This window comes from Pseudoteredinibacter isoporae (assembly GCF_040372805.1).
GTDB classification, from domain to species: domain Bacteria; phylum Pseudomonadota; class Gammaproteobacteria; order Pseudomonadales; family Cellvibrionaceae; genus Pseudoteredinibacter; species Pseudoteredinibacter isoporae_A.
In genome coordinates, this window is record NZ_BAABWJ010000011.1 from 47,974 (window position 1) to 73,270 (window position 25,297).

General features: G+C 47.2%; 23 protein-coding genes and 1 other RNA gene. 18 read left to right on the forward strand and 6 right to left on the reverse strand.

Features of this window, described 5'->3' with window-relative positions; translation table 11 throughout:
* Nucleotides 1-125: 125 nt before the first annotated feature.
* Complete coding sequence (gene ispA, locus ABWW03_RS17820) at nt 126-1,019, reverse strand: (2E,6E)-farnesyl diphosphate synthase (RefSeq protein ID WP_353410627.1); 894 nt, start codon at nt 1,017-1,019, stop codon at nt 126-128.
* Nucleotides 1,020-1,043: 24 nt separating this feature from the next.
* Entirely contained in the window at nt 1,044-1,289 is a 246-nt protein-coding gene (locus tag ABWW03_RS17825; RefSeq protein ID WP_353410629.1) for an exodeoxyribonuclease VII small subunit, read from the reverse strand.
* Nucleotides 1,290-1,528: 239 nt separating this feature from the next.
* Between ABWW03_RS17825 and pomA the strand changes: the two genes are divergently transcribed.
* Genes pomA through ABWW03_RS17840 form a run of 3 tightly spaced genes read left to right on the forward strand, consistent with a single transcriptional unit; the run spans nt 1,529 to nt 3,958 of the window.
* The gene (pomA, locus tag ABWW03_RS17830; protein ID WP_353410631.1) at nt 1,529-2,284 is read left to right on the forward strand and encodes a flagellar motor protein PomA; all 756 of its coding nucleotides are present in this window, start codon (nt 1,529-1,531) and stop codon (nt 2,282-2,284) included.
* Nucleotides 2,285-2,297: 13 nt separating this feature from the next.
* On the forward strand, nt 2,298-3,311 hold the full coding sequence (locus ABWW03_RS17835; RefSeq protein WP_353410633.1) for a MotB family protein: 1,014 nt from the start codon (nt 2,298-2,300) through the stop codon (nt 3,309-3,311).
* A gap of 41 nt (nt 3,312-3,352) precedes the next feature.
* Nucleotides 3,353-3,958, forward strand: a complete 606-nt coding sequence (locus tag ABWW03_RS17840; RefSeq protein WP_353410635.1) for a PilZ domain-containing protein — start codon at nt 3,353-3,355, stop codon at nt 3,956-3,958.
* Between the two features lie 124 nt (nt 3,959-4,082).
* Here ABWW03_RS17840 and ABWW03_RS17845 read toward each other — a convergent pair whose 3' ends face one another.
* The gene (locus tag ABWW03_RS17845; protein ID WP_353410637.1) at nt 4,083-4,694 is read right to left on the reverse strand and encodes a thiol:disulfide interchange protein DsbA/DsbL; all 612 of its coding nucleotides are present in this window, start codon (nt 4,692-4,694) and stop codon (nt 4,083-4,085) included.
* A 221-nt stretch (nt 4,695-4,915) separates the two neighbouring features.
* Here ABWW03_RS17845 and ssrA point away from each other — a divergent pair.
* From ssrA to ABWW03_RS17900, 11 genes are all read left to right on the forward strand, one after another.
* Nucleotides 4,916-5,272: a transfer-messenger RNA gene (gene ssrA / locus ABWW03_RS17850) on the forward strand.
* 282 nt (nt 5,273-5,554) lie between these two features.
* The gene (locus ABWW03_RS17855) at nt 5,555-11,581 is read left to right on the forward strand and encodes an LCCL domain-containing protein (RefSeq protein WP_353410639.1); all 6,027 of its coding nucleotides are present in this window, start codon (nt 5,555-5,557) and stop codon (nt 11,579-11,581) included.
* Between the two features lie 18 nt (nt 11,582-11,599).
* Nucleotides 11,600-11,812 (forward strand): hypothetical protein, encoded by a 213-nt coding sequence (locus ABWW03_RS17860; RefSeq protein WP_353410641.1) that lies wholly within the window; start codon nt 11,600-11,602, stop codon nt 11,810-11,812.
* 80 nt (nt 11,813-11,892) lie between these two features.
* Nucleotides 11,893-12,336, forward strand: coding sequence for a hypothetical protein (locus ABWW03_RS17865; protein WP_353410643.1), 444 nt, complete (start codon nt 11,893-11,895; stop codon nt 12,334-12,336).
* Nucleotides 12,337-12,478: 142 nt separating this feature from the next.
* On the forward strand, nt 12,479-12,691 hold the full coding sequence (locus tag ABWW03_RS17870) for a hypothetical protein (protein WP_353410645.1): 213 nt from the start codon (nt 12,479-12,481) through the stop codon (nt 12,689-12,691).
* Nucleotides 12,692-12,708: 17 nt separating this feature from the next.
* Nucleotides 12,709-12,924: an RHS repeat-associated core domain-containing protein gene (locus ABWW03_RS17875; protein WP_353410794.1), complete on the forward strand. Its 216-nt coding sequence runs from the start codon at nt 12,709-12,711 to the stop codon at nt 12,922-12,924.
* Nucleotides 12,911-13,177: a hypothetical protein gene (locus ABWW03_RS17880; protein ID WP_353410647.1), complete on the forward strand. Its 267-nt coding sequence runs from the start codon at nt 12,911-12,913 to the stop codon at nt 13,175-13,177. The genes ABWW03_RS17875 and ABWW03_RS17880 overlap by 14 nt, the downstream gene beginning before the upstream one ends.
* A 111-nt stretch (nt 13,178-13,288) precedes the next feature.
* Nucleotides 13,289-13,552, forward strand: coding sequence for a tetratricopeptide repeat protein (locus ABWW03_RS17885; RefSeq protein WP_353410649.1), 264 nt, complete (start codon nt 13,289-13,291; stop codon nt 13,550-13,552).
* A gap of 1,450 nt (nt 13,553-15,002) precedes the next feature.
* Nucleotides 15,003-15,395, forward strand: a complete 393-nt coding sequence (locus tag ABWW03_RS17890; protein ID WP_353410651.1) for a hypothetical protein — start codon at nt 15,003-15,005, stop codon at nt 15,393-15,395.
* An 818-nt stretch (nt 15,396-16,213) separates the two neighbouring features.
* Entirely contained in the window at nt 16,214-16,567 is a 354-nt protein-coding gene (locus ABWW03_RS17895; protein WP_353410653.1) for a hypothetical protein, read from the forward strand.
* 1 nt (nt 16,568) lies between these two features.
* Nucleotides 16,569-16,895: a hypothetical protein gene (locus tag ABWW03_RS17900; protein ID WP_353410655.1), complete on the forward strand. Its 327-nt coding sequence runs from the start codon at nt 16,569-16,571 to the stop codon at nt 16,893-16,895.
* 427 nt (nt 16,896-17,322) lie between these two features.
* Here ABWW03_RS17900 and ABWW03_RS17905 read toward each other — a convergent pair whose 3' ends face one another.
* Entirely contained in the window at nt 17,323-19,467 is a 2,145-nt protein-coding gene (locus ABWW03_RS17905) for a winged helix-turn-helix domain-containing protein (protein WP_353410657.1), read from the reverse strand.
* Between the two features lie 241 nt (nt 19,468-19,708).
* Here ABWW03_RS17905 and ABWW03_RS17910 point away from each other — a divergent pair, with 241 nt between their 5' ends.
* The 4 genes from ABWW03_RS17910 (at nt 19,709) to ABWW03_RS17925 (ending at nt 23,600) form a co-directional block, all read left to right on the forward strand.
* On the forward strand, nt 19,709-20,578 hold the full coding sequence (locus ABWW03_RS17910) for an alpha/beta hydrolase (RefSeq protein ID WP_353410659.1): 870 nt from the start codon (nt 19,709-19,711) through the stop codon (nt 20,576-20,578).
* A complete protein-coding gene (locus tag ABWW03_RS17915) occupies nt 20,575-21,459 on the forward strand; it encodes a TolB family protein (RefSeq protein WP_353410661.1) in 885 nt (294 codons plus the stop codon). The genes ABWW03_RS17910 and ABWW03_RS17915 overlap by 4 nt, the downstream gene beginning before the upstream one ends.
* 72 nt (nt 21,460-21,531) lie before the next feature.
* The gene (locus tag ABWW03_RS17920) at nt 21,532-22,242 is read left to right on the forward strand and encodes an aspartate/glutamate racemase family protein (protein WP_353410663.1); all 711 of its coding nucleotides are present in this window, start codon (nt 21,532-21,534) and stop codon (nt 22,240-22,242) included.
* Nucleotides 22,243-22,340: 98 nt separating this feature from the next.
* Complete coding sequence (locus ABWW03_RS17925) at nt 22,341-23,600, forward strand: HAMP domain-containing protein (RefSeq protein ID WP_353410665.1); 1,260 nt, start codon at nt 22,341-22,343, stop codon at nt 23,598-23,600.
* Nucleotides 23,601-23,620: 20 nt separating this feature from the next.
* Here ABWW03_RS17925 and ABWW03_RS17930 read toward each other — a convergent pair whose 3' ends face one another.
* Together ABWW03_RS17930 and ABWW03_RS17935 are read right to left on the reverse strand one after the other, a co-directional pair.
* Nucleotides 23,621-24,478: a hypothetical protein gene (locus tag ABWW03_RS17930; RefSeq protein ID WP_353410668.1), complete on the reverse strand. Its 858-nt coding sequence runs from the start codon at nt 24,476-24,478 to the stop codon at nt 23,621-23,623.
* Nucleotides 24,479-24,493: 15 nt separating this feature from the next.
* Nucleotides 24,494-24,856, reverse strand: coding sequence for a response regulator (locus tag ABWW03_RS17935; RefSeq protein ID WP_353410670.1), 363 nt, complete (start codon nt 24,854-24,856; stop codon nt 24,494-24,496).
* Nucleotides 24,857-25,297: the final 441 nt, after the last annotated feature.

Below are 25,297 nucleotides of genomic sequence, written 5' to 3' on the forward strand. Positions count from 1 at the left end.
CATCGTCAAGCTATCAGGGTTGTCACGGCCATGCCTTATTTGGGCTGGCGCGGAGGATCGCCCATTGTATTCGGCCAGGCCCGGCAAAGCAAAGCGCGGCCGCTCTTTATTAGACGATCAGAGGATCAATGTGCTCTCTGCACGATATAGTCGGCCAGCGCTCTCAGGGCCAGCGCTTCGGGGCCGAATTCCTGTAGGGCCTGGTGGGCATCTTGACGCAGTTGCTCGGCCTTGTCTTTGGCAGCCTCCAGCCCGAGAAGCGAGACATAGGTGGGCTTGTTGAGTTCCTCATCCGCCCCCTGCTGCTTGCCCAGCGTGGCGGTGTCTGCGGTAACATCCAGAATATCGTCCTGCACCTGAAAGGCGAGACCGATGGCGTCAGCGTAATCATCCAGCGCCCGCAGCTGCGACGCTTGGCTGCGACCGGAGGCAATGGCCCCCATGCGGATGGCCGCGCGGATTATCCGGCCGGTTTTCAACTGATGCATCTGCTCCAGTTGCGCCAGGCTGATGCGTTGATTGACCGAGGCCAGATCGATGGCCTGGCCGGCGACCATGCCGGCGGCACCGGCGGCACTGGCCAGTTCCTGAATCAGCCGGAGTTTGATCTTATCTGGACAATTTGGCAGCTCGGCCAGTTCACTGAAGGCCTGGCTCTGCAGGGCGTCGCCCGCCAGAATCGCTGTGGCTTCATCAAAGGCGATATGGCAGGTGGGGAGACCGCGGCGGAGCTTGTCATCATCCATGGCGGGTAAGTCATCATGTACCAGGCTGTAGGCGTGCATCATTTCAATGGCCGCCGCGGCACTGTCTACCGTAGGGCTGGCACTGTTGCCACAGGCTTCCGCGCCGGCCATGACCAGCAGAGGGCGCACCCGCTTGCCGCCATTGGTGGCGCTGTAGGACATGGCTTCCAGCAGGCGTTTCTGGGGGCATTGGCTTTTGGCCAGGGCCTTGGCAATCGCGGAATCAGCGCGCTCTCGGCAGCGCTGCACGTAGGCGGGGAAATCAAAGCTCACGGTGGATACCTTATTCAGCGAGAACTAGCCGTCGCTGCCGTCCTGGTCATCAAAGGGCTGGCTGATCAGCTTGCCCTGTTGTTCCATCAACAGTTCTACCTTCTGCTCCGCAGCACTGAGTTGCTGCTGGCACTGGCGGGTCAGTTTGACCCCGTTTTCAAAGGCTGCCAGGGAGTCTTCGAGGCTCATATCACCGGCTTCCATGGCTTCAACCAGAGATTCCAGCTCGGCCAGTGAGGATTCAAAACTCGGGCTTTTGTCTTTTGTCATGCTGCTCGCTGCCGCTCAATAAGAATGGCGCCACCCTACCTGAGCCCAATGGCTGGGTCAATGCGCGTTTGGGCGCTAAAACGGATATTGCTACGCCAAATAGCCCGCTTATGTTGGTGGTCGTACTACATTTTCAAGATAAGGGGTTAACTTGTTATAGGAACGGCCGATACAAGCCTTAGTGGATAAACATCTAAACAGCCTCTCGCTATGTGAGGGTGTACGCTAAGGAGCAATCTGTGGATTTAGCAACCATAGTCGGTATTGCCGGCGCCTTCGGTCTGATCATCGTCACCATGTTGATGAGTGGCGATCTGGGGATGTTCGTGAACATCCCGTCGCTGGTCATTGTTGTGGGCGGAAGTATCTTTGCGGTCATGGCCAAGTTCGGTCTGGGGCAATTCCTGAGTGTGGGTAAGGTCATCGGCAAAGGTATGGCCAATAAGCTGGAACAACCCGGCCCCCTGATCGACGAGATTGTTGAATTGGCTGATGCGGCTCGTAAAGGCGGTTTGTTGTCGTTGGAAGGCAAGGAAGTCAGCAGCGATTTCCTGCAAAAAGGTATTCAGCTGTTAGTGGACGGTCACGATGCCGATGTAGTGAAGCAGTTGCTGAGCAATGATCGCAAGTTGGCTGAAGAGCGCCACAAAGTAGGCGCCAACATTATGATGTCCATGTCGAGTATGGCACCAGCGATGGGAATGATCGGAACCCTGATTGGTCTGGTTGCGATGCTGGCGAACATGGACGACCCCAAGTCAATTGGCCCGGCGATGGCGGTAGCGCTATTGACCACCCTGTACGGTGCGGTGATGGCGAACGCCTTCTGTGAGCCTATGGCCGATAAGCTCAAATTGCGTGCTGCCGAAGAAGCGATGATCAAGAGCCTGGTGATTGATGCGCTGTTGGCCATTCAAGGCGGGCAAAACCCTCGTGTTATTGAATCCATGTTGCGCACGTATCTGCCGGAAGGCCAGCGCGAAGCGGCGGATTAATTGGGGGTGAATCATGAGTGATGAAGAAGAGCAAAGTTGTGATTGCGTCGAAGGCCTCCCCCCGTGGATGGGTACCTTCGCGGACTTGATGTCCCTGTTGATGTGTTTCTTCGTATTGCTGTTGTCATTTTCAGAAATGGACGCGCAGAAATTTAAACGCTTGGCGGGCTCCTTGTCCCAGGCGTTCGGTGTGCAAACCAAATTGGCCGTGACTGATCCACCCAAGGGCACCAGTATTATTGCGCGGGAATTCAGCCCAGCCATTCCCGAGCCAACGCCGATCAATGAGATCTGGCAAAAAACCGAAGACATCACCCAGTCGAGCCTGGAGTTTGATCAGGTGAATGAGTTTGATATCGAAAAAGGTCAGGAAGACTTGGAAGCCGGTGTTGAAAAAGCCAGTGACAAAGAGTTGCAGGAACGGCTGGAGGAAAAACTCGAAGAGCTGATTAAAGAAACCGAACGAGATGCGGCCGTATTGGCTCAAGCTCTGCAGGCACAGATCGTGACCGGTGAAATTGAAATCGAAACTATCGGCCGAAAAATCATTATCCGAATTCGGGAGAAGGGCTCTTTTAAATCGGGCTCCGCGACACTCAGTGAAAAGTACTTCCAAGTGTTGGAAGAGGTTTCCGCAGTGTTGGCAAAGCAACCCGGCCGAATTCAAGTGCAGGGGCACACCGATGATGTGCCCATTCGCACCAAACGTTTTCGTTCGAACTGGGAGCTTTCTACGGCCCGAGCCGTCTCTGTGGCCCATGCCTTGATGGTCGGCAAGCGCGTGGCGGAAAACCGTTTTGAAGTGGCGGGTTATGCTGCGACCAAACCGTTAGTGGAAAACAACAACCGTAAGAACCGCGCGAAAAACCGTCGGGTTGAAATCATGATCAGTCAGGGGCTGGACGATGAGTTAAACGAAGATGATAAGAAGCTACTGCAGAATCAGGATGGACAGGACCTGTTGCGCAATCTGGATTTGGAGCCGCCAAAGTATCAGTTTGACCTCAAGCCTAACGAAATTTTTTAAAACGATGACGGTTGTTCCGTCATCCAGATTGGATATTCACTATGAGTCAGGAACGCCGCCGTTTTTTCCGCATCGATGACAGCATTGGGGTTGCCTATCGCTTGCTCAGTGACGAGGAGCTGGCCGATCAGCTGGATGGCGACATCAAACCAGTGGATTCCCTAAATTTGATCGCCTCCTACGACAATAAGTTTGCAAACCTCTGCGGGCAGCTGCAAGCACGCGAACCCCTGATTGCCGAGTTGATGGAAACCATGAACGCTAAACTCAGTGCGGTGATCAATCAATTGGAAATGGATAGCTACCTGGTGCGTAAGGTGGCTTACAAGGTTCATGAAGTGAATATCAGTGCTTGTGGTATGGCCCTCTTTACCGATGAGGCTTTGCCGGAAGGGGCCACCATCAGTCTGGAAATGTCTCTTAAACCGGGCAATCACCTGGTTCAATGTTATGCCGCCATCGTGTCTTGCAGCATGAACGAAGAGAATCAAAAATTTTATGTCCGTATGAATTTTGCCAATATGAGCGAACACGATCAGGAAATCTTGATTCAGCACATCGTGCGTCGACAGGGCGATCAATTGCGTGAAGCGCGGCAAGACCTACCCAATCGCATCGAAGTGAAGGGTGATGTGCTTGAAGAGTAGAGTGCATTCCTGAGGCAGAGCGGAAAACAGAAAAATCGAAAGACAGAAACAAAAAAGCCGGAGCAGAGACTCCGGCTTTTTAATTGGCTTATAAATAAGCCCAAGTGTGGGTGCAGGAGTGAGATTAGCGATCCAGCAAAAACTCGATCACTGCCTGCAGGTCGTCACCGACAGAGCCCGGATCCACCAAATACTTACCGCCGACCAGAAGCGCTGGCACGCCACGCAGGCGATATTTCTGGGCCGTATCAATCGACTGGGCAATGGCGTCACGGCTTTCCTGGGAATTCATATTCATCAAAATCTCAGCGGCATCAGCGCCACTGGTGTCGGCTAAAAACTGAGCGATTTCAGCCGGGCCAAACAATGGCTTACGATCTTTATGAATGGCGTCAAACAGCGCACGGTGGGTTTTATCGCTGATGCCCATTTTCTCAGTGGCATAGAAGGCCTGGGCATGTGACACCCAATTGCGACCCAAGACAGCCGGCACGCGGACAAACTCAATATTGTCGGATTTATGCTCCAACCACTTTTCCAACGTCGGCTCGAAGGCATAGCAGTGTCCACAACCGTACCAGAAGAAGCCGGTTACCGTTTTGGGCAGGTCCTTGGCGGGCACATCCGGGGCGACATCCTCAAAGTGCTTGTGTTCCTGAAATTTGGCTTGGGCGCTGACCAGGCTGCTAAGCAAGCCCAGGGTTAATCCTGCGAAAAGAGCGATAAAACGCTTCATTGGCATCTCCATTAGGGTTCTTAAAGGCGTAAAAGGGCGGTGCCCAAATAAAAGCCAGAGTGTAAACGCTTTGCGCAATTGGGCAAAGGGCAGGACCCACGCTTACGATTCTTAATCACCTATTAGAAATTCCCGCGTGAAATAGTTCCCCAATTCAGGCTATAATCGCGGTTCGCACAGCGAGGGTTTTAAGGTTTGGTCGTTCAAACACTTAAAACTCCGGGGCCGATTAGGATTCGACGCCGGTGACAAAACCTTTGGTGCATGCCGTGATGACAGCCAATCACGTTAATCCAAAGCTGTAACTTTATAGTTGCCAACGACGACAACTACGCTCTAGCGGCTTAAGCCCGCTAGCGGTCATTAGCAAGGTGCCCATACCGCGCTACTGACTGTCACTTAGAATGGGATCGCAGCAAAGCACGTCTGGGGCGGCGCTGTTAACACTTTTACCAGGCTCGCTTGGAATCGTCCTGCCCGTTGGGCTGATTCCGGTTAAATCAATAAACGGAACTAAGCATGTAGAGCCTCTGGCGGAGTGCTGACGGACGCGGGTTCAAATCCCGCCGGCTCCACCAACATTAGATTCGGTAATGTTCCGAATCATTCGAAAAGCCCGTAATACCCTAGGTTTGCGGGCTTTTTTGTGCCTGTAAGATTCTATTGCATTCGGTAACGCCCTGTATTTGTAGCAACCCTAAATCAAGGGTTGCTACAAATACAGGGCCACAAAGTCGCTTACAAATGTCGAGTTAAAGCGCTCTCTGCTCGGTATGAGATTTCTCTAACATTCAACTTTTGTGACGTTGTATATTTCGGATTGCACCAGAAACCGGTAGGATAATATCCCTCCATTACTCATGGATAACCAACTCAACAAAAGGATAGGTACCGACGTTATGGTTCGACGTTTTCTGTTTGTAGCTTTTTCTTTCTTCGCTCTTTCATCTCAAGCTCTAAGCAAGGCGCCCACTGAAGAGCAGCTTGTACGAGAAATCCAATCCATTAAACCTGCCTTTGATGGTTTCTCGGCAAGAGAGAATCGTGAGCCAACGGTTCAGGACATTATGGCCATGGGCCAACTTGGCGGCACCTTGGTGCCCGATGAAGACGTCAGTTTCCACAACAAGCGCAAAGCCGCCCGGTCATTTGAATTATCAAAATCCTCCCGTTCAAAAAGTGATGCTATCGATCAACATATCATGTTTGGCGAAGCCATGAATGAGTGGAACCAGCATAACTATGATCATGCCTATGACATGCTGGGTGAGTACGTCAAAGCTTATCCAAACGGCATCTGGACAGGTGAAGCTATTCTGCACCAAGGGTGTGATGCTCGCTACAACGGACGTTACAATGAAGCAGGCAAAAAATTTAGCGATCTAATTAGTCGATACAAAGGTAAGCAAAGCACAACTGCGAAGCTGCTGTCTGACAAAGCTAAAAGCCGTTTGGCCGTTCTGCGCTTGCTGGAAAACAGTCCAGAGGAATCCAGCCGCCTGTTTTCAGAGTTGGCGGCTAATGGCATGGATTGGCGACAGCGAACCTACGCCCAAAATTGGTTGCAGCGTATTTCTCGATCTCGCGTAGATGGTCGTATGCTTGCGGATTGCGGGACAAAAGCACTGAGCCAAATCGCACTGAAAAATGGTGATGTCGAGGCTGCTCGTGAACTGGAATCCTTGAAACCGGAGTCCAGTGTTGGCTTTAGTATGCATGACCTCAGTGAAATTGCTAAAACTCATGGATATGAAACCACAGCCATTAAAACCTCAGGTGAATCCATTCAATCTCTTCCTCTTCCCGCTATCGCCCAGGTCAATAGAGACAGCGTTGGAGGTTCTGGCCATTATTGGATTATTGAAGAGGCGACGGATAATCAAGTCGTCATTTACGATGAGCAAAACAAACGTCGCTTCCGACAATCAATTGATGAATTTGAGAATGAATGGGAAGGGAATCTTCTTGTCTTCGCGGATAAACAAGAAAAGTTACCCGGCGAAAGACTGAGTCAAGCGGATGCGGAACAAATCTTTGGTGGCTGTTGTGGGGTTCAGCGGCCAGAGGATGATTTAGGTAGTCCAGGTCAATGTAAAAGTCAGGGTTGTCCCGATTGGGCGGTGAACAATAGAAACCTCAACCTCTATGTGACAGACACACCGCTGTGGTACGACGCACCATACGGTCCGGATGTGAGCCTGGATTTGAGCTACAACTCGCAGTCCTCCATTGCGCAGAATGAAGTCTTCGGTAACAAATGGACATTTAACTACGGAACGTATTTGGTTGAGGACCCCGGTGCAACGGCGACTATTTTTATGCCGGACGGCCAGCGCTCTGTATTTGTGTACAACAGCGCGGGTGAGTTTGAAGCGCCTTATGGCGAGACCGAAAATTTGGTTAAGGTGAGTGGCTCACACTATGTGCTAAGCGCTCAAAACGGTACAGAATATACCTACAGCTCACCATCGAATACCAATTCACAACAGGTCTTTTTAACCCAAGTAAAAAGTGTGGATGGGTTCAGCTTAACACTGACCTACGACAGTAATGCACGTTTAATCAGCATCAGCGATGCCCAGAGCCGGGTGACAACCTTTACCTACAATGCGAATGGCTTGGTATCCAAAGTGTCGGACCCGTTTGGGCGAGAAGCCAATTTTACTTATGACGCCCAAAGGAACTTGGTTTCCATTCAGGACATGGGCGGCTATACGAGTCACATTGCGTATGACAGTGATGTTTACATCACTGAAATCGATAAGCCTAATGAGGGCAAATGGCTGTTTTCCATTGAGCCCGCGGACGGGGTTAATATCGGCAGCATTGCCTATTCTGCGCCTGGTAGTCCCATGTGGGAAAACTACCGAGTGACGATAACCAGCCCCTTGGGACACAAAACTGAACATTATTACAATGGCCTTGGTGGGCGTTCATGGACGGTAAAGCCTAATGAATATGTTGACTACCAAAGTCAACAGCATAGCAACTATACGCACGCCTCTAAGACGGAATATCGTTTCCTGCGGGCATCAGGCGGCAAATCCCGCATCAGTAGTAAAACCTATCCAGACGGTTCCAGCAGAAGTTACAAGTACGATTCCCATGGCAACCAAACGGAGCGCTCCGGTCAAGCATCAGCGAAAACAACCGTAGTTTATAATGCGAGCCATCAGGTGACGTCTCGTACGGAAGCGGTGGGCACACCTGTAGCAAGAACAACCACCTATGAGTATCTGAGCAATCAACTTTCACTACCGACAAAGACTACCTATGCAAGTTTGTCTAATGGTCGACATAAAGAGCAATTGATCAGTTACAACAGCCAGAACCTGCCGCTTACCGTTACCGATCGAGAAATGGATGGCAGTGCTGTGGTCTCCCAGCGTGTCACAAGCTACCAATACAATAGCCAAGGCTTGGTCACACAGATTGATGGCCCTCGAACGGATGTGAATGATGTCACCTCGATCACGTACCACAGTTGCAGTTTGGGAGCGAGCTACTGTGGCAAAATCGCAACAGTTACTAATGCACTTGGGCAAGTGACCGAATACAAGCAATATGTTCTCGATGGCAAGGTGTCTTTGCAGGAAAACCCCAACGGTTTAACCATCGAAACAACTTACGACGATCTAGGTCGCCCTCTAACGGTTAAAAAGTACGATAAGCTGAGCCCGGCCAGTTTTCGGGAAACAGTTTATACCTATGAAGGGCCTAAGCGTAAAAAGTCAGTAAGCCATCCTGATGGTAGTACCTTTACTTATGCGTATAGTAGTGAGGGCTTGCTGCTGTCGATCACGGATAAATCCGGCGATAAAATTCAGTATGAACGTGATAAAAATGGCAATGTAATCTCCGAAAAGATTATCACGGCTGGTGGTGCAGTCAGCAAAAAGTCGTTTTCCTCGTTTGATAAGTTGGATCGAATTTCAAGTTCTAGCGATGCCTATAACGCCAATCAAAACTTTCAATATGACAACTATGGAAATCTCACCCAAGTCACCGATGAGCAGTCGAAAGCTACCCTACGTTTTTATGATCAGCTAAACCGATTGATCAAACAGACCAATACTGAAAACAAGCATACGCTTTATGCGTATGATGCCTTCGATAATATCATTAAGGTGACTGACCCCCTGGGCCGAGAAACCCACTATGAGTACAATGTTTTTGGGGACAAGGTATCTCAAAACAGTCCTGATACTGGAGTCTCTACCTATCAATATGATGTTGCTGGCAATTTAGTGAGTAAAACGGATGCGCGTGGCATTGTCGTCAATTATCAATGGGATGCCTCTAATCGATTATTGAGCACGGAGTACCCTGATCCCCAAGAAAATATTACCTACAGCTATGATGCGCCCGCAAACGGTGGCATCGGTCAATTGACCAGTATTAACGATCATTCTGGCAGTACGCAGCGATCCTACAATGTCTTTGGGGAATTAACCCAGGAGGTGGTCACGATTGACAGTGTAAGCTTTACCGTGTCGTACCAATACGATGCGGGTCTGGTAACGAGTATGACCTACCCGGATGGGGGTGTTGTGAGTAATACTCTCGATACTCAAGGGCGAGTGATGGATAAGGATTTGCAAATTGCCTCAAGCATTACTTCGCTGGCATCTAATGTCACTTACCACCCATTTGGAGAAGAGTCCGGCCGGTTATATGGAAACAGCTTACAGCTATCTAGACAGTTTGATTTAAACCACCGACTCACCGAGTACAGTGTCACAGGCATCAATGATGTTTCATTGGCCTATACGAATCGAGGAAACATTAGCTCGGTAACGGATCTTTTAGACGCGGCCAATGACAATACCTACGCCTACGATTCAGAGCAGCGTCTGACAATGGCTCAAAGCTCAACAAGTAGCAAGGGGTATCATTATGATGCTTTAGGCAATCGGCTTTTAGAGACTGAAGGCGGGAGGATTGTCGATCAGTACAACTATGATGCTGGGCGTCTTACATCACTGGCAGTTGATTTCAAAGAAGACATCAGTTGGACCAGGAATGCAACAGCGTATAGAGGGCAAAATGGTTTAAAGCGCACATTGATTTGTGCGGCGAATCAGTCCAAGCGAACCATTTATGGCACCGATATTTATACTGATCGTTCTTCTATTTGTACGGCCGCTATGCACGCTGGACTCATTCAGCAAGCGACAGGAGGTGGCGTTACCTTAGAAACTCTGCCAGGACAAAGTAGTTATACGGGCACAACAAGAAACGGGGTCACTTCGCTCGACGATCCATACCCTTCGGGGGGGAGTTTTGCTCTCACAGCGGGAAGTGATTTGCCCTCTCTAGTTATTGAAAAAGCCACATGGCGAACCAATATGTGGCCTTATCGTGGTCAGAATGATCGCGTGCTGTATTACGCATGCCCACCAGGCAGCTTTAAGGGAACACTTTATGGAACCGATACCTATACGGATGATTCTAAAGTCTGTCGGGCCGCTTTGCACAGCGGCTTACTAACCAGCTCTAACGGTGGAGTGATTAAGGCTACCGTTAAGCCAGGCGAACAGTCCTATACAGGAAGTACCCGAAATGGAATAAAGAGCAAAAATTTCAGCACCTGGCCAGGCAGCTTTATCGTGGAAGGAACCAATATTGTCCTTGCCAACTGGTCGTCGACCGCTGAATCCTTAGGTTTTCAAAGTGGGCAGGAAAAGTCGGTTTATTGCCCGAAATCGGGAAGCGTTGGGAATGTGAAAGGCAGTGGAATATATACAGCCAATTCCTCAGTGTGCTCGGCAGCCGTGCATGCGGGAGCAATGAACTCATCTGAAGGGGGCCTATTCAAGATAACGATGAAGCCGGGCCGGCAATCCTACTATAGCACTCAGCTAAATGGCGTTAACAGTGCAGCGTATGGTGCGTATTCCAGTAGTTTTGTGGTGACCAGTCCAGCAGGCCAAATTGGATATGACCAGGTTGGCAACATGCTCCATAAAGGCTCCAGTGTGTTTATGGACTATAACCAAGCTGGACGACTCAGCCATTCAAGTGGTTCAGCGTCTGCGAGCTATTTGTATAACTACCGTGGGCAACGCGTTAAGAAAACGGTCAATGGGGTCACTCGGTATTTTATCTATGATCAAAATGGAAACGTGATTGCCGAAGCGAATGCTTCAGGAGCCGTGGCTCGACAATACGTTTATCTTAACGGTCGCCGGTTGGCGCAGCTTGAAAATGGCTCCACCTACTTTATTCATACGGATCATCAGGATAATTCCCTTGCTCTTACTGATGGCTCGGCCAATGTAGTCTGGAAAGGCAAGCGTGATCCGTTTGGGGAAGTGGATGTTACAACGCAAACTATAACCCACAATCTACGATTACCCGGTCAGTATTACGACCTGGAGTCAGGGTTACACTATAATTACTTTAGGGATTATGACCCCAGTCTGGGAAGGTATATTCAATCTGATCCAATTGGATTGGATGGAGGGATCAATACCTATGGCTATGTAGAAGGAAATCCAATTCAATATACTGATCCTTTTGGTCTAAGGAGACGCATTGGTTTGCCAGGCGGGAATAGAACTGTAACGGGCACACCAGTTCCTTGTTTGGGGTGTGGCCCGAGAGGTGGTTCTAAAAGACGTCCCAAAGACAATGTAATCCCGTTTCCACCATCTGGTCGTCAAAATAGGAAGCCACCACCTAGAAATTACTGCCCTGAATCAGAACCCGAGGATGGGGATGATGATCCGTGTGAGGAATGGCTCGAGGATCTATTAGAGCTAACTTTAGCAATTAGGTTGAAAGTTGTAAAAGTTGATGAGGTCACCAAAAGAGCCATTAACAATCAAATTCGGAATTTCAAGTTAAGTTGCCCGCATCTAGCTGGCGAAATTGGGTATTTATAGTTTGAGAGGTGGCCACATATGTCTGATGAAGGCATCGATAAAGAATTTTTAAAATCACTTACCAATAGGGAAAAAAAAGTTCTCTGCCAAAAACTTGGTGTGAGTTTTGAAGAGCTTGAAGGTGGAGAGTTTAATTTGTCTAAGCTAAATGTTGATGTTTCTTTAGAGCGCCTTAAAAGCCTTCAAGCTAATATGCTAAAGCGAATTGATGATAAAAAAGAAGATGATTAGTTTATTCTATGTTTTATTCTTGCATTCATGGAATTAGAGAGCGGTACGGTGATCCTGATGAATGTTAAGTGGATAGTATTATGGACATAGAAGATCAGATATTGTTAAGCCGGCTTGATGGTTTCCTAGATGCAGCTTCGCTAGTGGTCTCAACTAAGAGAGAATTCATGTGCGCGGCAGTGTTGGTGGAAAATTTATTCAGGGATGCAAGCATCGTTGAAAGCCTAAAAGAACTATACTCTGACCAGGCTGTATCAATAACCTTTGTTAGTGCTTTTGAGGATTGGTTTGCTCGTCTTGAGGTCGAACTTGATACGCTTTTTCTGGTTGTTGATGAACGTCTAAGGGCCGGAATAATTTGGAAGAAAATGGAAATTCTTAGAATTTTGACTGAAAGAAAAAAGGTGGAGCATGTAGGAAAGTACTTAATTTCGCTTCCGGAATTTAAAGGGCTTTGTTATGTCTTGGAGGTTGAGGGTGATTTGATCGTGATGCAGTTTTTTAACCGTGTCCAAAAACGCTGAGATGCTTTATCTCATCACGTATGATTCCAATGTGTTAGCAAATGTGAATTTGCAAATTCGAGTTTATAATAGCTCCTGCGCACATATAACTAGAAGGGTGCCACTGTTATTTGTATCAATCAATCAATCGATTGAGTGTATTGTGAATATGGAAAAAAGCAGTTTGATTGAAGGATCTAAATATTGGGAACAAAGGTTTCATCATTTCATGATGGAGCAGGTTGAGCTCAGTGTCGCTGGAGACCCTGACATTACTCCGGATGAAGTGAAAATATCTTACTTGATTTCGAAGTTAGCTGTGCTCATGGTCTCCCTAGAACATTTGACAAAGAGAATAGACGACATTGAAGAATAGCTGTATGGCGATAACGTATCGCTTACTTTAGGGATTATGACCCCAGTCTTGGACGGTATATTCAAAGTGATCCGATTGGGCTGGACGGCGGGATAAATACCTACGGATATGCACTGCAAAATCCAGTAATGAATATTGATCCCTCTGGATTGGCAACAAGCTGCTCTGCAAATCCACTTTCCTGCGCAGCTGCTCGCATGGAGGCGTGTAGGAGGGAAAGTGCCAAAAGGTAAGAAAAAACCTAGACACCCCTATAAAAAAGGGTGGAGAATCTATGTTCGGTGCAATATAAATATGCAGGTTGAATGCCAGAATTGCGCAGATACTATTGGAGGAAAAGGAAAAGGAAAAGGAAAAGGAAAAGGAAAAGGAAAAGGAAAAGGAAAAGGAAAAGGGGAAGGAAAAGGAAAAGGGGAAGGGGAAGGGGAAGGGAACACTGCTGGTTATGATAGGATGGTTGCCGAGAAAAAGCTAAAGAGAACTTAAAAAAGATGGGAGCATCGGGCTGCCAGACAAAACATTGCCACCCTTTAATATGTTTCTTCAACGGTAAGCCAACTAGGTGTTCATCATGGAATTAGAGAGCGAAACTTACTAATGAATAATATTCGAGATTTTTTTTCAGCTGCAGAAAAAGGAAATGCAAACGCTCAAAAGGATTTGGCGGCGATGCTTGCGAGTGGCTCTTTAGGTCAAGTAGACAACGAATCAGCAGCCTACTGGTACAGCAAAGCTGCCGAGCAAGGATTGGTAGATGCTAAATGGAATTTGGGGCTAATGTATGTCAATGGCGAAGGTGTGGAAAAGTCTGAGCGTTTTGGTTTGGAATTAATAGAAAAATCTGCTACTGAAGGTTCATGAGATGCATGTGACTTTCTAGGTAGTTGTTACAAATTAGGCTTATATGGCTTCAGTGTTGAGCTTGAAAAATTTGAATATTGGAAAGAAATGTCTGAAAAAATACTAAATGGGGATAAAATTTTTCCACCTTTTGGAGAAAAAGAAAAAATATTTGACAGCCGTATGTAATTACAGCAGATGTGTAAATATTAATTTTGGTGTCTTTATATCATGGGCTCGGCATGGCGGAAGAAATGGTGGTTCTCAATGTAGGTAAAGCGGAGCTGGTCGCTTGGTAATGATGTGTTGGGACAATTTTATTCTGGAGGTTTGTTTCTTTTATTTTTCTGTCCGTTTGCATCGGACTTCTTAAGCGATATAACCCCCCCCTATCAGTCACTTAAGTAATCACGCCTCATAAATGATTGAAGCATGACCGTCGGCCACGGCCATGTTGCAGCAACATCTCGCCAATTAGGCACAACCCAACAATGGGGCATTCACGTTTATACATTGCAGAGAGACCTGGTCGCTCAGGGCGTGTTATACGATGGCCACTAGAGGTCACAGTCCAGGCGCTGAGCTAAAAGCCTTCTGCAGGCACTCATATTTGGCCAAAGAGCGCGGCAAGGGATACAAAGATCAACCAGTGAAGGATCATTCAGCACTAGGCTACGAAATTGTCTGACCAGGCCGCATGTGCTGCAAGGTGATTTTTGGTTTTGGGAGATCCGTTGAATGATCGTTTCGGGATTCACCAGATCACCTCTGCATTTTTGGTTACTTTGATAAACCTCAGATTTTAACGTCTTGACCAAGAAGCTTATTCATGAATTCAGGCTATTGGGTCTTGCTGGATGCTATGTTTATATTCAGCCGATAGTAGTGCAGCGTTTATGGAGGAGTATGGTTGCTGGGTTGGGTTTTTCATTTAACGGGAAGATTTTCAGAGCAAGGGCAAATATTTAGCTTTACTCCGTATTTGTTGCGTGCATTAAATCTGAGAGAGCTCTAGAGAAAACAACTTTGTTAATGAAAATGTCATCCTTTAACTAAAGCTCACAGCAAGAAGGCCGTACGGATATACAGCCATAATTTTAATGGGCACTATTTCTACATGTTCCTCATAATTGGGAATTAACAACTCATAAAACATAAGATTTTTAATATCAATGGCTTACATGTCAAAAGTTGCCTCTCAAAAAACCACACAAGAGAGAATGCAAGGCGTAGCTAAATAAAAAGATTTAGACGCCAGGTCTCGCGAGCTTGGTATAATTGCACTAATTCTTGAAAAAACTCTACTAAAACAATAAATTAGAGCTTTGGACAAAGGAATGTAGCCAAGTATTTAAACGGACACCATCCTATTATTTCTGATATCCCCGAATTATTAGATTATTAAGACGCGTCCGCTTTTTGGTTTTATTTATATTGGTTTGTTGAATACGCTGTTAGGGCAAGAAAACTGATGAAAATTTATTATATTAATACTGATTTAGAACTCGAATCACCAGAGGATTTAACCCCAATAGTTAATGAGTTTGGAGAGAGCGTATTCAACTTATATAACGGTGAGGGGCGTGGCCATTACTTAGCTACTTTTGAATCAAATCACAACTCAGGCAGCCCTGATGCTGTGATTCAGTTTCTCTGCGGCCTTGTTGAATCGTTTGAGCCTGAGGAGAGGAGGCTTTGGGATCAGTGCTATTCAAGAATATTTGATATTGGTTATGAAGGTGGAACCCATCGGCAAAGCTATACTGACGAAATTCGACCTGAAACATTGAGTAAGATCGCTGCTTTAAATGCAAGTATAAGAATAACAGTTTATCCAATGGACACAGATTCAAGTGAAACTTAGGCGCCCTAACAAGGACAGGCAAAACCGTCCGAAAAAGACGCGGTCTGGCTCGCTAACACTCGCTTTTTCTGCCGGCGTTAGGCACTAGTATGTACAAGAAAGATATTACGGTTGGCTATGTCTGTTTGGAGTGCTGTAAGGTGTTCAAAAACACATAAGTACATCCAAGACAAACAAGGCAATTGGCAACCCATAGACTACAAAGTTGTATGACCTCAATGTAATAGTGCTATGTACGAAACAGGTACGGCATTTAAAGCTCCCAAAACTAAAGATGTAAAAGCTTGGACTAAACTACAACCACTATTTGAAAGTGGTTGAAAATTTAATCCAGATTTTGGTAGTCCATTTGTAGGGGCTGAGCCTACAACACAAAAAGCTCCAAAGTGCCACAGTCAGAATTTATAAAACTCGCGAGAAAAAGGTCAAAAAAATGCCTGGCTTAATAAGTAACTCTGGTCATGGAGGCTGATAAACTTATTGCCATTAGAGCTGACAAAAGCGATGGGCGAGCTAAACAGGTTTTCCTAACAGAGAAGGGACGTAGATTTTTGAAGAAAATTCTTCCCGGCTATTATCAGTTGATTGATCGGTTTATGGCGGATGCAGGCGAATGAACAATAAGTTACTGCATGCGTTCTGTATATGGCTGTGTGTCTATCCGACGGTGACGCTTTTGTTGTGGATTTTGGATAGATTGAATTTACCTCTTGCTATTGGGCTTAAATCGTTGCTCATGGCATCGATTCTGGTTTCGTTCATTTATTTCTTTATTGTCCCTTTTGTTGGATGTTGGCTCGCTATGTGTTGGTATTGCTGTGTTTACTGTATATCAAGGGTGTCGTTGGTTGCTAGTGAGAGGTACTCTGCTTCTAGCTGGCGGATATGTTATTCATGAAATAATTGATGAAGGCGAAACAGGAGAATGTGACAATGGACAGTGTCCGGCTGCTGAGAATAATGATGATTGGGTTAGTCCTGTAGATGATGTTGGTCCAGATCCGTTAGACTACCCCGGTGAATCAGATGCAGATAGAGATCCAAATAAAAAAGACTGCCAAGCTTTGAAAAACAGTATTTTAAAAACATGTTCTGGTTTAAAAGGGAGGAAGAAATTCTCATGTTGGGCTGCGGCAAGCAAGGCCTATAGACAATGTATGGGGTTGGAATAATATGAAAAATTTAGATGTGGGAAAAATTATCGCGAAGAGAGATCTTTTGTTTTCATTTAAAGAATCTAAAAATAAAAATAAATTAACAGTGGTCATTTCTGAGCCAAGAATGATCGAAAGTGATGAATTTGATTTTGATGTTGATCCAGGAGCGTCGGCTTGTACAGTAAAGATCTTGGGCCTTCCGGATGAATTTGTCGAAGAAGTACATGGTGCAGATTCCATTCAAGCTTTGTCATTTGCTATTGATATAGATGGTTATCTTAGAAGGTTACAAAAGGATTATGATATTTATTGGGCAGATGGTGAGCCTTATTTTGATGATTGATGCTTAATTAAGCACGGTTGTTGAGCTGATCAACAGCCTCCGGCACAATTCAATAGTCGTTGGGCTTTGTTTCGAGTATTTTAATGCCATGGCTGTGATAGTTGCATATTTTGAAGTGTGGGAGGTTAAGGTTTAGATTTCAGCCCGGTTAAACCACCAGCACCGGCTGACGGCACTACAAAAGGTCTGTAACCTGTGGACCATGTAGCACTACTAGGTAAGTGGAAAATAATGATAGCGTCGGACCTCAGGGCTAAACTTCGTCGAGATGTGTTGTCGTCTTGAATAGGTAGGCCAATTCCTTTTGGTGAGCTTTAATAGTTATGGGTTTTACTAGAAGGGAAGGAAGGCAAGTCTCCAGAGTCTTTTACACCAAGACTGTCGACGGTCTCTTTCTTCTACACTCGTGAAATGAAAACTTTTTGCTCTACTCCCCCAAAACCAACTCCACAATCTCCTTTTTCGCTGCTATTTGAATGTCCATCAACACTTGCCCATCGCGAACGTCTGTCAAATAGTCAACTTCTTTCCCAAGCTTGCCCAACACTGTAAACGTTTCTGTATCTAAGTCATAAGACCACAGCTGGTTTTGGGTGGTGATGGCGTAGATTACGTTGCCATCCATCACAAATGACTTGGCGTTTCCGCCAAGATTGTCGAGTGCTGTAATGTGCTGGTCTTCGATAGGGCCTGGGCGCCAGTATTGGTCGAGCATGTCTTTGTAGATTAACTGGCCGCTTGCGCTTGTTTTTGCCCACTTAACGATTTTGTCGCTGACGATTCGGTATTCGCCATTGCTTAAATCGTACTCTGCCAACTTCAATAGGCCATTGATGCGTGTCAGTATCAAGGCGTGATTGTTTTCACTGTCCCATTGATAAAAGAGGAGCGAAGGGTGTTTCATTGGAAAAGTTTTTTGGCGGGAATCCAGAAATACCTGAGTGAGTTGGTAGTTCACATTGATTAGTAGGCTTTGGCCATCAGCTGCCCATTCAATGCCACGGATATTACTGTCTATGGGAAAGTTGGTGAGTTGCTGGGCGCTTTCGCCATCGCTGATCCACAGTTGATCGTCGCCGGAACGTTCCGACCAGAAGGCAATCAGGTTGCCACTGGGCTGAAACTTCGCGTCGCCATCACCCAGGTTGGAACGTTCAAAGCTGGGATAGCCTTTTTGATTGGTTTGGGACAGCTGTTCAAGAGAGACGAGGCTGATGTCACTGTCGTAGGGGCCTTTCACCATCAGTACGCGTTTGCTGTCCGGGTGAAAAACGGGTTGAACCATCCTCTCGGAAAAGGGCAGGCTAATTTTTTTGACCTCACCTTCATAGGACAAGGTAAAGAGTTGTTTGCCGGTGCTGAAAAGCAGTTGGTTTTCGAGAGGGCTGAAACTTGGAGAAACAGGGCGGGATGCGGGAATTTCCGCTGGGAGTTCAATCGGGTGACTGGAAAGAAGACGCCCATCGGTGTTGATCAGGTCCACATGCTGGGCACCATGGCGATCGAAGCGGGTAATGACGATCAGCTCTTTCTGGGGTGAATAGGCATAATCGATAATATTCCCTTCCTGCAGCGTATAGATCTCCGTGCTGTTGTTTTCGTCGATACGGTATTTGATGAGGTCTCTGCGAGCAGATTTTCGCTGTAACATCGCAATGCTGCCGTCATTCAGCCAGGTTGGTTTGCTCACGCTGGAGTTTTTACACTGCAATATCACCTCGGGCTCTTGCGGACTGATGAGCGCTTTTTCAAAATCCAGTGTCACCAGGTCATAGCAGTTTTTTTCAATCACCGGTTGATCGCAGGCATTCGTGGCTAAAAACACCAGCTGTTTGCCATCGGCTGAAAAACTGTGCGGGCCATAGGCACCCCAGTTTTTAGTGAGCTGGGTTTCCTGCTGGCTGCGAATGTTTTTTGCCCAGATATTGTTCACGCATAATTTATCTAAGAAACGATGAAAAACGATGTACTCGCCATCGGGTGTGTAGTTCGCATCAAATTCTTTGTCATCGGTTGCGGTGAGTGAGCGCAGAGCTTCGACGTTTAAGCTGGGGTGGGTTGAGGGCGTGAGAAATTGATAGACAACAACAGCCAATATTAGCAGTGCGGCCGTGACAGCTATCGGGAATAAGTGGGTACGGGCTGCTGTTGAGCGATGTGACGGATCAAGCGGGTTTGTATCACTGGCCAATTCACTTTTTTGCACACTGGGTGCTTCGCTCGGAATAGGAGCGAGGCTGATATCAGAGGAGTGATCCTGCCAGCGAACGTCGCATTCCAGGCTGTAACCTTGTTTGGCGTGTGTCTTGATGTAGACCTGAACCTTGCCATCGTCCCCCAGTGCTTTTCGGAGTTGGGCAATATTGCGTTGTAAGGTGTTGGGTGATGCCACGGTGTCTGGCCACACTTTCGCCAGCAACTCTTCATGGCCAACGACCTTGCCTTGATGTTCCGCCAGATGCGTTAAAACGGCCAGGGCTTTGGGGGCAATGGTCTGGGATTGATTGTTCTGTGTTATTTGGTTTCTGGACAGGTCGATGAAAAAACCGCCTACCCAATACTGTGCCGCCATGTCGCCTCTATCAGGATAAAAACCGTTGCTGCTAAGGGGTTTAAGCAAAGGCATTCATCCTAGCATAAACCTTGATTTCAGCAATGCTCCAGCCCCTAAGTTTCTGATACACAAGGATTTTGTCCTTGTCAGGCAAATTTCAGGGAAAAATCAGCCGAACATCAAGCATTTCCATTTTGAATCGTTGACTCTTGCATTCGAACAATTCGTACAACAAGCGTCATGTTAGGAGCAGAGCGATATGAAGAAATGTTTAATCTTGGTTTTCTTGTTTTGGCTGTCTGGTGCCAGGGTTGAAGCCGCCGAATTTGCATCGTATGAGATCCCTCGGACCGAGGTCATTCCCATTCAGGATACTCATGCCGGCAAGCAGTATGAGCTCTACGTAAAGTTGCCGGATAAATATCATGAAAAGCCGGATGCCCACTATCCGGTGATCTATTACACCGATGGCGTTTGGCATATCGAGCTGCTGTATGCAGCAACCGAGTTCTTGATGGAGGATGCCATCTTAGTGGGCATCTCCTGGCAGCAGGATATGAAAGAAGAGTTCAAAAAGAAGGGGGCTCATGTCAGTCGTTTCTGGGATTACTCCGTAAGGGAATCGAAAGACCCGGAGCGCCAAGCCAAATATCAATTTGGTCAGGCGGGCAATCACTTGGCCTTTCTCCGCAAAGATGTGATTCCTTATGTGGAAAACCGCTATCGCACACAAGCGGACAACCGCAGCTACTTTGGCTATTCGCTTGGCGGTGTGTTCGGTTCCTACGTTTTATTGGCCCAGCCTGATACGTTTAAAAACTACATTCTTGGCAGCCCGTCGCTGAAGGGTGATATCCCGACGATGGTGAAATTGAGTGCATCTTCATTGAAACCTCTCAATGCCAATGTCTTTATTTCCTACGGCTCGCTTGAAAACGAATTGGCGGAGTATGTCGAGGAATTCATCACGTTGTTGAAACAGCGGAATGATGACAGCCTAATGTTGGAACAGGTTGTGATTGACGGGGATCATCAGAGAGCTTCACCGCCTACCGCTATTCGAGCGTTGAACTGGTTGCATGGCCTGCAAACGCCTTTGGATGCTAAGCAAGCAGAGGGGGAGCAATGAAACTCGTGTTTTCCTTACTGCTGTGTTCGGCGCTCGGACACAGTGTTTACAGCTATGGCGACGACGAATTTCCGACCTTAACAGGCCCCTATATGGGGCAGAAACCGCCCGGGATGAAGGCTGAGCCTTTTGCGCCAGGCATTATTTCAACGTCAGGTTGGGAAATTGAAGCTATGTTTGCCCCGGGAATGACAGAGTTCTATTTCACCACGCGAGGCGGCAAGCGCGTTCGCCCAACGGTGATCGGCTTTCGTCAACACGATAACGTCTGGCGCAAATACTTGGAATTTACGCGTGATGGCGAAGTAACGTTTTCACCCGATGGTCAGCGCATGCACATGGCTGAGGGGTATCGGGACCGAGTGGCTGACGATTGGTCAGAACGCAAAAGCCTTGGCCCCATGTTTGAGCGAGAGGATTGGGGCATTATGCGCCTGACAGCTTCGGCACAGGGTACGTATGTGTTTGATGACTATAAGAGTGGAGATGTTATCCGCGTGTCGAGAATTGACGGCGGCGTGCGACAGGCTCCTGTTCAACTGCCTGCTGTGGTGAATAGCGGGCGGTGGACAGCTCACCCCTTCATTGCGCCCGATGAAAGCTATTTGATATGGGACAGTGAGCGGGAAGGTGGTTACGGCGAATCAGATCTCTACATCAGTTTTCGTCAATCTGACGGCGCCTGGGGGCCCGCAATCAATATGGGGGACGCTGTGAACTCCGATAAATGGGATGCGTACGCGAGTGTCACCCCAGACGGTAAATACATACTCTTCAACCGAAGCATTGATGATGACGACAATGTCGATATTTACTGGATCGATGCGCGCATCATCGACGTGCTACGGGCCAAATCCGACGCTCTCCTTGAACCCTTGTAGCTTGCCTTGCAAATCCTGAAGCTCCGTTATTCAATGATCGTTTGTTTAACGAATTGAGTGAAGGCGACGGGGATGAAAACAATTGGCTTGCTGGGCGGAATGAGTTGGGAAAGTACTGCGCTGTATTACCGGGTTATTAATGAATCGGTAAAACAGAAGCTGGGCGGCTTGCATTCCGCAAAGATTGCCATGGTCAGTGTGGATTTCGCGCCGATAGAGCGATGCCAACATCGTGGAGACTGGCCAGCAACGGCCGAACAATTGAGTAAAGCCGCTCAGCAGGTTGAAGCCGCAGGTGCTGATTTTTTGCTTATCTGCACCAACACTATGCATAAAGTCGCGGACGATATCGCCGCCGCGATTCAGATTCCTTTGTTACACATTGCGGATGCAACGGCCGAGGTATTGAAAGCCAAGGGTATCGCCAAAGTAGGTTTGTTAGGGACGGCTTTCACCATGGAGCAGGCCTTTTACAAGGATCGGCTGGCGGATAAATTTGGTTTTCAAGTGCTCGTGCCCAATGACAGTGATAGGGCTATTGTTCATAGGGTTATTTACGAAGAACTGTGTCAGGGGAACATACAGAATACCTCCAAGCAGGAATACCTGCGAATCGTGGAGCAGCTGGCCGCGGATGGTGCCGAAGCGGTGATTCTCGGTTGCACGGAGATTGGCATGTTGATAACACAGGAGGACACCCAGGTATCATTGTTGGACACCACGTTGATTCACGCCGAGCACGCCGTTATCAACGCTGTGAAAGACGGGACGTCTGGGGAATAAAGCTTTCACAGTAAATTGAACTCACCGATATAGATTTGTGATAAGTCGCTCTGAGATCTGTTTAGCATTTGCCAAATAACAAATGTTGGGGAGGTCTTATGAAACTAGGTACGAAGGCAACATTATTTGGTTTGTTATTGGTTTTGATCGCACTGGTCAATCTTATTTTCCACAATCAAACCGCGCGTTTGGAACAGCAGTCTACGCTGATGCTGGCGTCTGCGGAGTCATTGGAACGCGACATTCAAAATCTCCAGGAAAAAGCTCAAGCCTACGGGGCCAATGCGCCCCGTGATTATCAATCTTATTATCGCGATGTGGCTTTGTATCACAAGGAGTTTCAGCAAACCATTGCGGCCTTGGAAAGCGATAACAAAAGCATTGCTCAACACTTGGTAGATCTGAATGGTGGCTCAACACTATTGCAGCTTTCCGCTCAACATATTGACGCCAGCTACCAGCAATGGAGCGAGCGATTCAATATCTTTCTGAACAGCTACCACGAAGCCATCGGGGATGATGAAAACGAGCCCCGCTTGGAGTGGGCGGCCCAGAAGATTCGCGAACAGGGTGAGGGTCTGGAAGCGCTGACAGGCATCCTGCTGAAAAACGCTGACGAGTACAATCAGCTAAGGCAGAGCAATCAACAGAAATTCGCTTTGGCGCTGGCATTGGCCGTTATCGTTGTGAGCTTGTTGTTTACGGTATGGTTTTTTGTCTCGGTTATTCGTCCGGTAAAACGGCTGGCGGAAACCACCAATAAGGTAGCTGAAGGAAATTTTGGCCTGCAATTAAGTGCCAAGGGCTCTGATGAGGTGGCCGAGGTGACCGGGGCGTTTAATTCTCTTTCGGTTCGTATCGATTTGATTCTGAAGTTATTGGATCAGCTCGAAGACGGCGTCAGTGAACAGCAAACCGTGGACGCAGTTATGAGTATTTGCGGTGAGTACTTCAATGTGGATTGGGTTGGGATGATTATACTGGAAAAGGATAAAAACCTCCGTCTCGATGCCGCCAGCCCTGCCAGCAGTTTGAAGCGTTGGTTTGCCAAGTCGGCGGTAGCGGAAGAAGGCAACTTAGCGGAGTTTATCTGTCAGCACATTGTGGAAAAACGTTTGTGGTTGGAATCCGATATTGACAGCTTTTCTTTGCAGATTAGAGACAGCCGATTGATGCGTGAATTGATGCGTAATACACATGCGCATTCCGTACTGGGTATCCCCTTGGGGGATACAGGCAATCGTCGCGGAATGTTATTGTTGGCCAGTAAAAGTCAGGATCTTTTGGAGGGCAAACGAGGTGAGCTGCTAATGAAGCTGACCCCGTTGATTTCGCAGCGTACGATGGGTGCTGCCTAGTGCTGGTGGCGGCTTACGCTTCAGGAACTTAGACAGACAATCAAACCTCCAATATTGGTTTCGATTTTTAAATAGCTTACTTTTTCATAGATGGCTTCCAATGAGTTCAAGTCTCGGGTGAAAACCGGAGGCTTGGCTTTGTAACTGCAATCATCGGGAATGGTTTCTTTCGCAAAGTAACCCGCTACCAAATTTAAAAACTCACCTGTCGCATCCCAGGCCAACTCTTCATCGATCTCATTGGCCGGAATTTTGATCAGGCGCCGGGCTATTTCTGCCATGGCAAATTCTGTGCAGGCGATGCTGATCGTTAAATCTCTTACGCTTTCAATGGTAATGCTGCTCAGAAACAAACTGTCTTCCGGCGGTGTCAGCTCAGACAGTGTTGTTAAGCCTTGAAAGTGTGCCGTGGTAGACAGAGCCCGTTGGCTTAAACGGCAAATAATTCCGGCCAGTGCATTGATGTTGTAAGTATTGCCGTGTTTTTTAATCGCTGATTGGATCTGTGCCTGGGCGATGGCCTGTTCATTGTTGTGAATGGCCAGCTGATCGTCCAGCTTGTCCTGGCTCATGTGCCCGAGTTCAACCAGAATTTCACCGAAGAATTTTCGCCCCTGTTTTTGCAAGCCGATCAGTTGTTGAAGTTGCTCAACGGTGATCAGTTTCATTGCAACCGCAATATCACCAAAGCGGGCGTCTTCGGCCTGCTGACGTTGATTGATCTTGCGGGCTTGTTCGGTATTTAAAAAACCGTGTTCAATGGCCAGCTCGCCAAGCACAGGATTATTGGCTCGTTGGAAGGCGAGGGCTTCCAGTAGCTGATCTCTATTGATGAGGCGGTGTTCCAATAAATATTGGCCAAAAAATTTCGTCGCCATTGTCGTCTCCCAGGGCTATTGAAGCTCGTTGAGGGTGCTTAACAAAATGTCTTCTTCAAAAGGCTTTTGAATGTACGATGAGGCTCCGCTGCGCAGACATTCTTCAACGTCTGATTCGGAACCCAGCGAACTCAATATGACGACTTTTGCAGAAGGATTGTGTTCGACAATTTGGCGTAGCGCGGTTTGTCCATCCGTTTCTGGCATGACCAAATCCAACAAAACCAAATCCGGATTGTGATGAATAAAGGCTTCGGTTGCTTCATGCCCATTGCTGGCTTCACCAACAACTTGATAACCGTTGTCCTGCAGTAAACGTTTCGTGATTAAGCGTATGGAACGCGAATCATCACAAATGAGCACCCTATTATTTGTCATAATAAAATTTCCTTTATTAATGCTTAGTAGCAAGGCATTGCTTGCGGAAATATCAATTTTTATTGTCAAGATTGAGTATAGGAGCCATTTCCGACTTTGCTGTTTAGGTACTTTACTTTCAAGGACAGAAGCGGCTCAAAACCCGGGTTTTGGGCTTGCCTCGGCAACTTTCCAGATCAACGGCTGATGGTTGCTTGAGCAAGGGTTGATCGGCTTATTTGACCGAGAACGGTAATTTGGCAAATTTTATGATCTATGGGCCTGAAGTTTATGTGGTGTGAAAGCTTGAATTACTCAGCCTAAAAGCTAAATTTAAAGTCAATCAGCTTGATTAATGGACAGGGCTATGATTAATTAACCCTTTATTAAGTAGGGCTAATGAATGTGCCATTTAGGTTCGTCATCAAGCTATCGATGTAACTGCCGAATGATTCGTATATG

What these genes read in the sequence shown, in the direction of transcription:
- ABWW03_RS17825 (WP_353410629.1), bottom strand. Translation starts at nt 1,289, where the DNA reads ATGACAAAAGACAAAAGCCCGAGTTTTGAATCCTCACTGGCCGAGCTG.
- ABWW03_RS17835 (WP_353410633.1), top strand. Translation starts at nt 2,298, where the DNA reads ATGAGTGATGAAGAAGAGCAAAGTTGTGATTGCGTCGAAGGCCTCCCC.
- ABWW03_RS17840 (WP_353410635.1), top strand. Translation starts at nt 3,353, where the DNA reads ATGAGTCAGGAACGCCGCCGTTTTTTCCGCATCGATGACAGCATTGGG.
- ABWW03_RS17845 (WP_353410637.1), bottom strand. Translation starts at nt 4,694, where the DNA reads ATGAAGCGTTTTATCGCTCTTTTCGCAGGATTAACCCTGGGCTTGCTT.
- ABWW03_RS17855 (WP_353410639.1), top strand. Translation starts at nt 5,555, where the DNA reads ATGGATAACCAACTCAACAAAAGGATAGGTACCGACGTTATGGTTCGA.
- ABWW03_RS17860 (WP_353410641.1), top strand. Translation starts at nt 11,600, where the DNA reads ATGTCTGATGAAGGCATCGATAAAGAATTTTTAAAATCACTTACCAAT.
- ABWW03_RS17865 (WP_353410643.1), top strand. Translation starts at nt 11,893, where the DNA reads ATGGACATAGAAGATCAGATATTGTTAAGCCGGCTTGATGGTTTCCTA.
- ABWW03_RS17885 (WP_353410649.1), top strand. Translation starts at nt 13,289, where the DNA reads ATGAATAATATTCGAGATTTTTTTTCAGCTGCAGAAAAAGGAAATGCA.
- ABWW03_RS17890 (WP_353410651.1), top strand. Translation starts at nt 15,003, where the DNA reads ATGAAAATTTATTATATTAATACTGATTTAGAACTCGAATCACCAGAG.
- ABWW03_RS17900 (WP_353410655.1), top strand. Translation starts at nt 16,569, where the DNA reads ATGAAAAATTTAGATGTGGGAAAAATTATCGCGAAGAGAGATCTTTTG.
- ABWW03_RS17905 (WP_353410657.1), bottom strand. Translation starts at nt 19,467, where the DNA reads ATGGCGGCACAGTATTGGGTAGGCGGTTTTTTCATCGACCTGTCCAGA.
- ABWW03_RS17910 (WP_353410659.1), top strand. Translation starts at nt 19,709, where the DNA reads ATGAAGAAATGTTTAATCTTGGTTTTCTTGTTTTGGCTGTCTGGTGCC.
- ABWW03_RS17915 (WP_353410661.1), top strand. Translation starts at nt 20,575, where the DNA reads ATGAAACTCGTGTTTTCCTTACTGCTGTGTTCGGCGCTCGGACACAGT.
- ABWW03_RS17920 (WP_353410663.1), top strand. Translation starts at nt 21,532, where the DNA reads ATGAAAACAATTGGCTTGCTGGGCGGAATGAGTTGGGAAAGTACTGCG.
- ABWW03_RS17925 (WP_353410665.1), top strand. Translation starts at nt 22,341, where the DNA reads ATGAAACTAGGTACGAAGGCAACATTATTTGGTTTGTTATTGGTTTTG.
- ABWW03_RS17930 (WP_353410668.1), bottom strand. Translation starts at nt 24,478, where the DNA reads ATGGCGACGAAATTTTTTGGCCAATATTTATTGGAACACCGCCTCATC.
- ABWW03_RS17935 (WP_353410670.1), bottom strand. Translation starts at nt 24,856, where the DNA reads ATGACAAATAATAGGGTGCTCATTTGTGATGATTCGCGTTCCATACGC.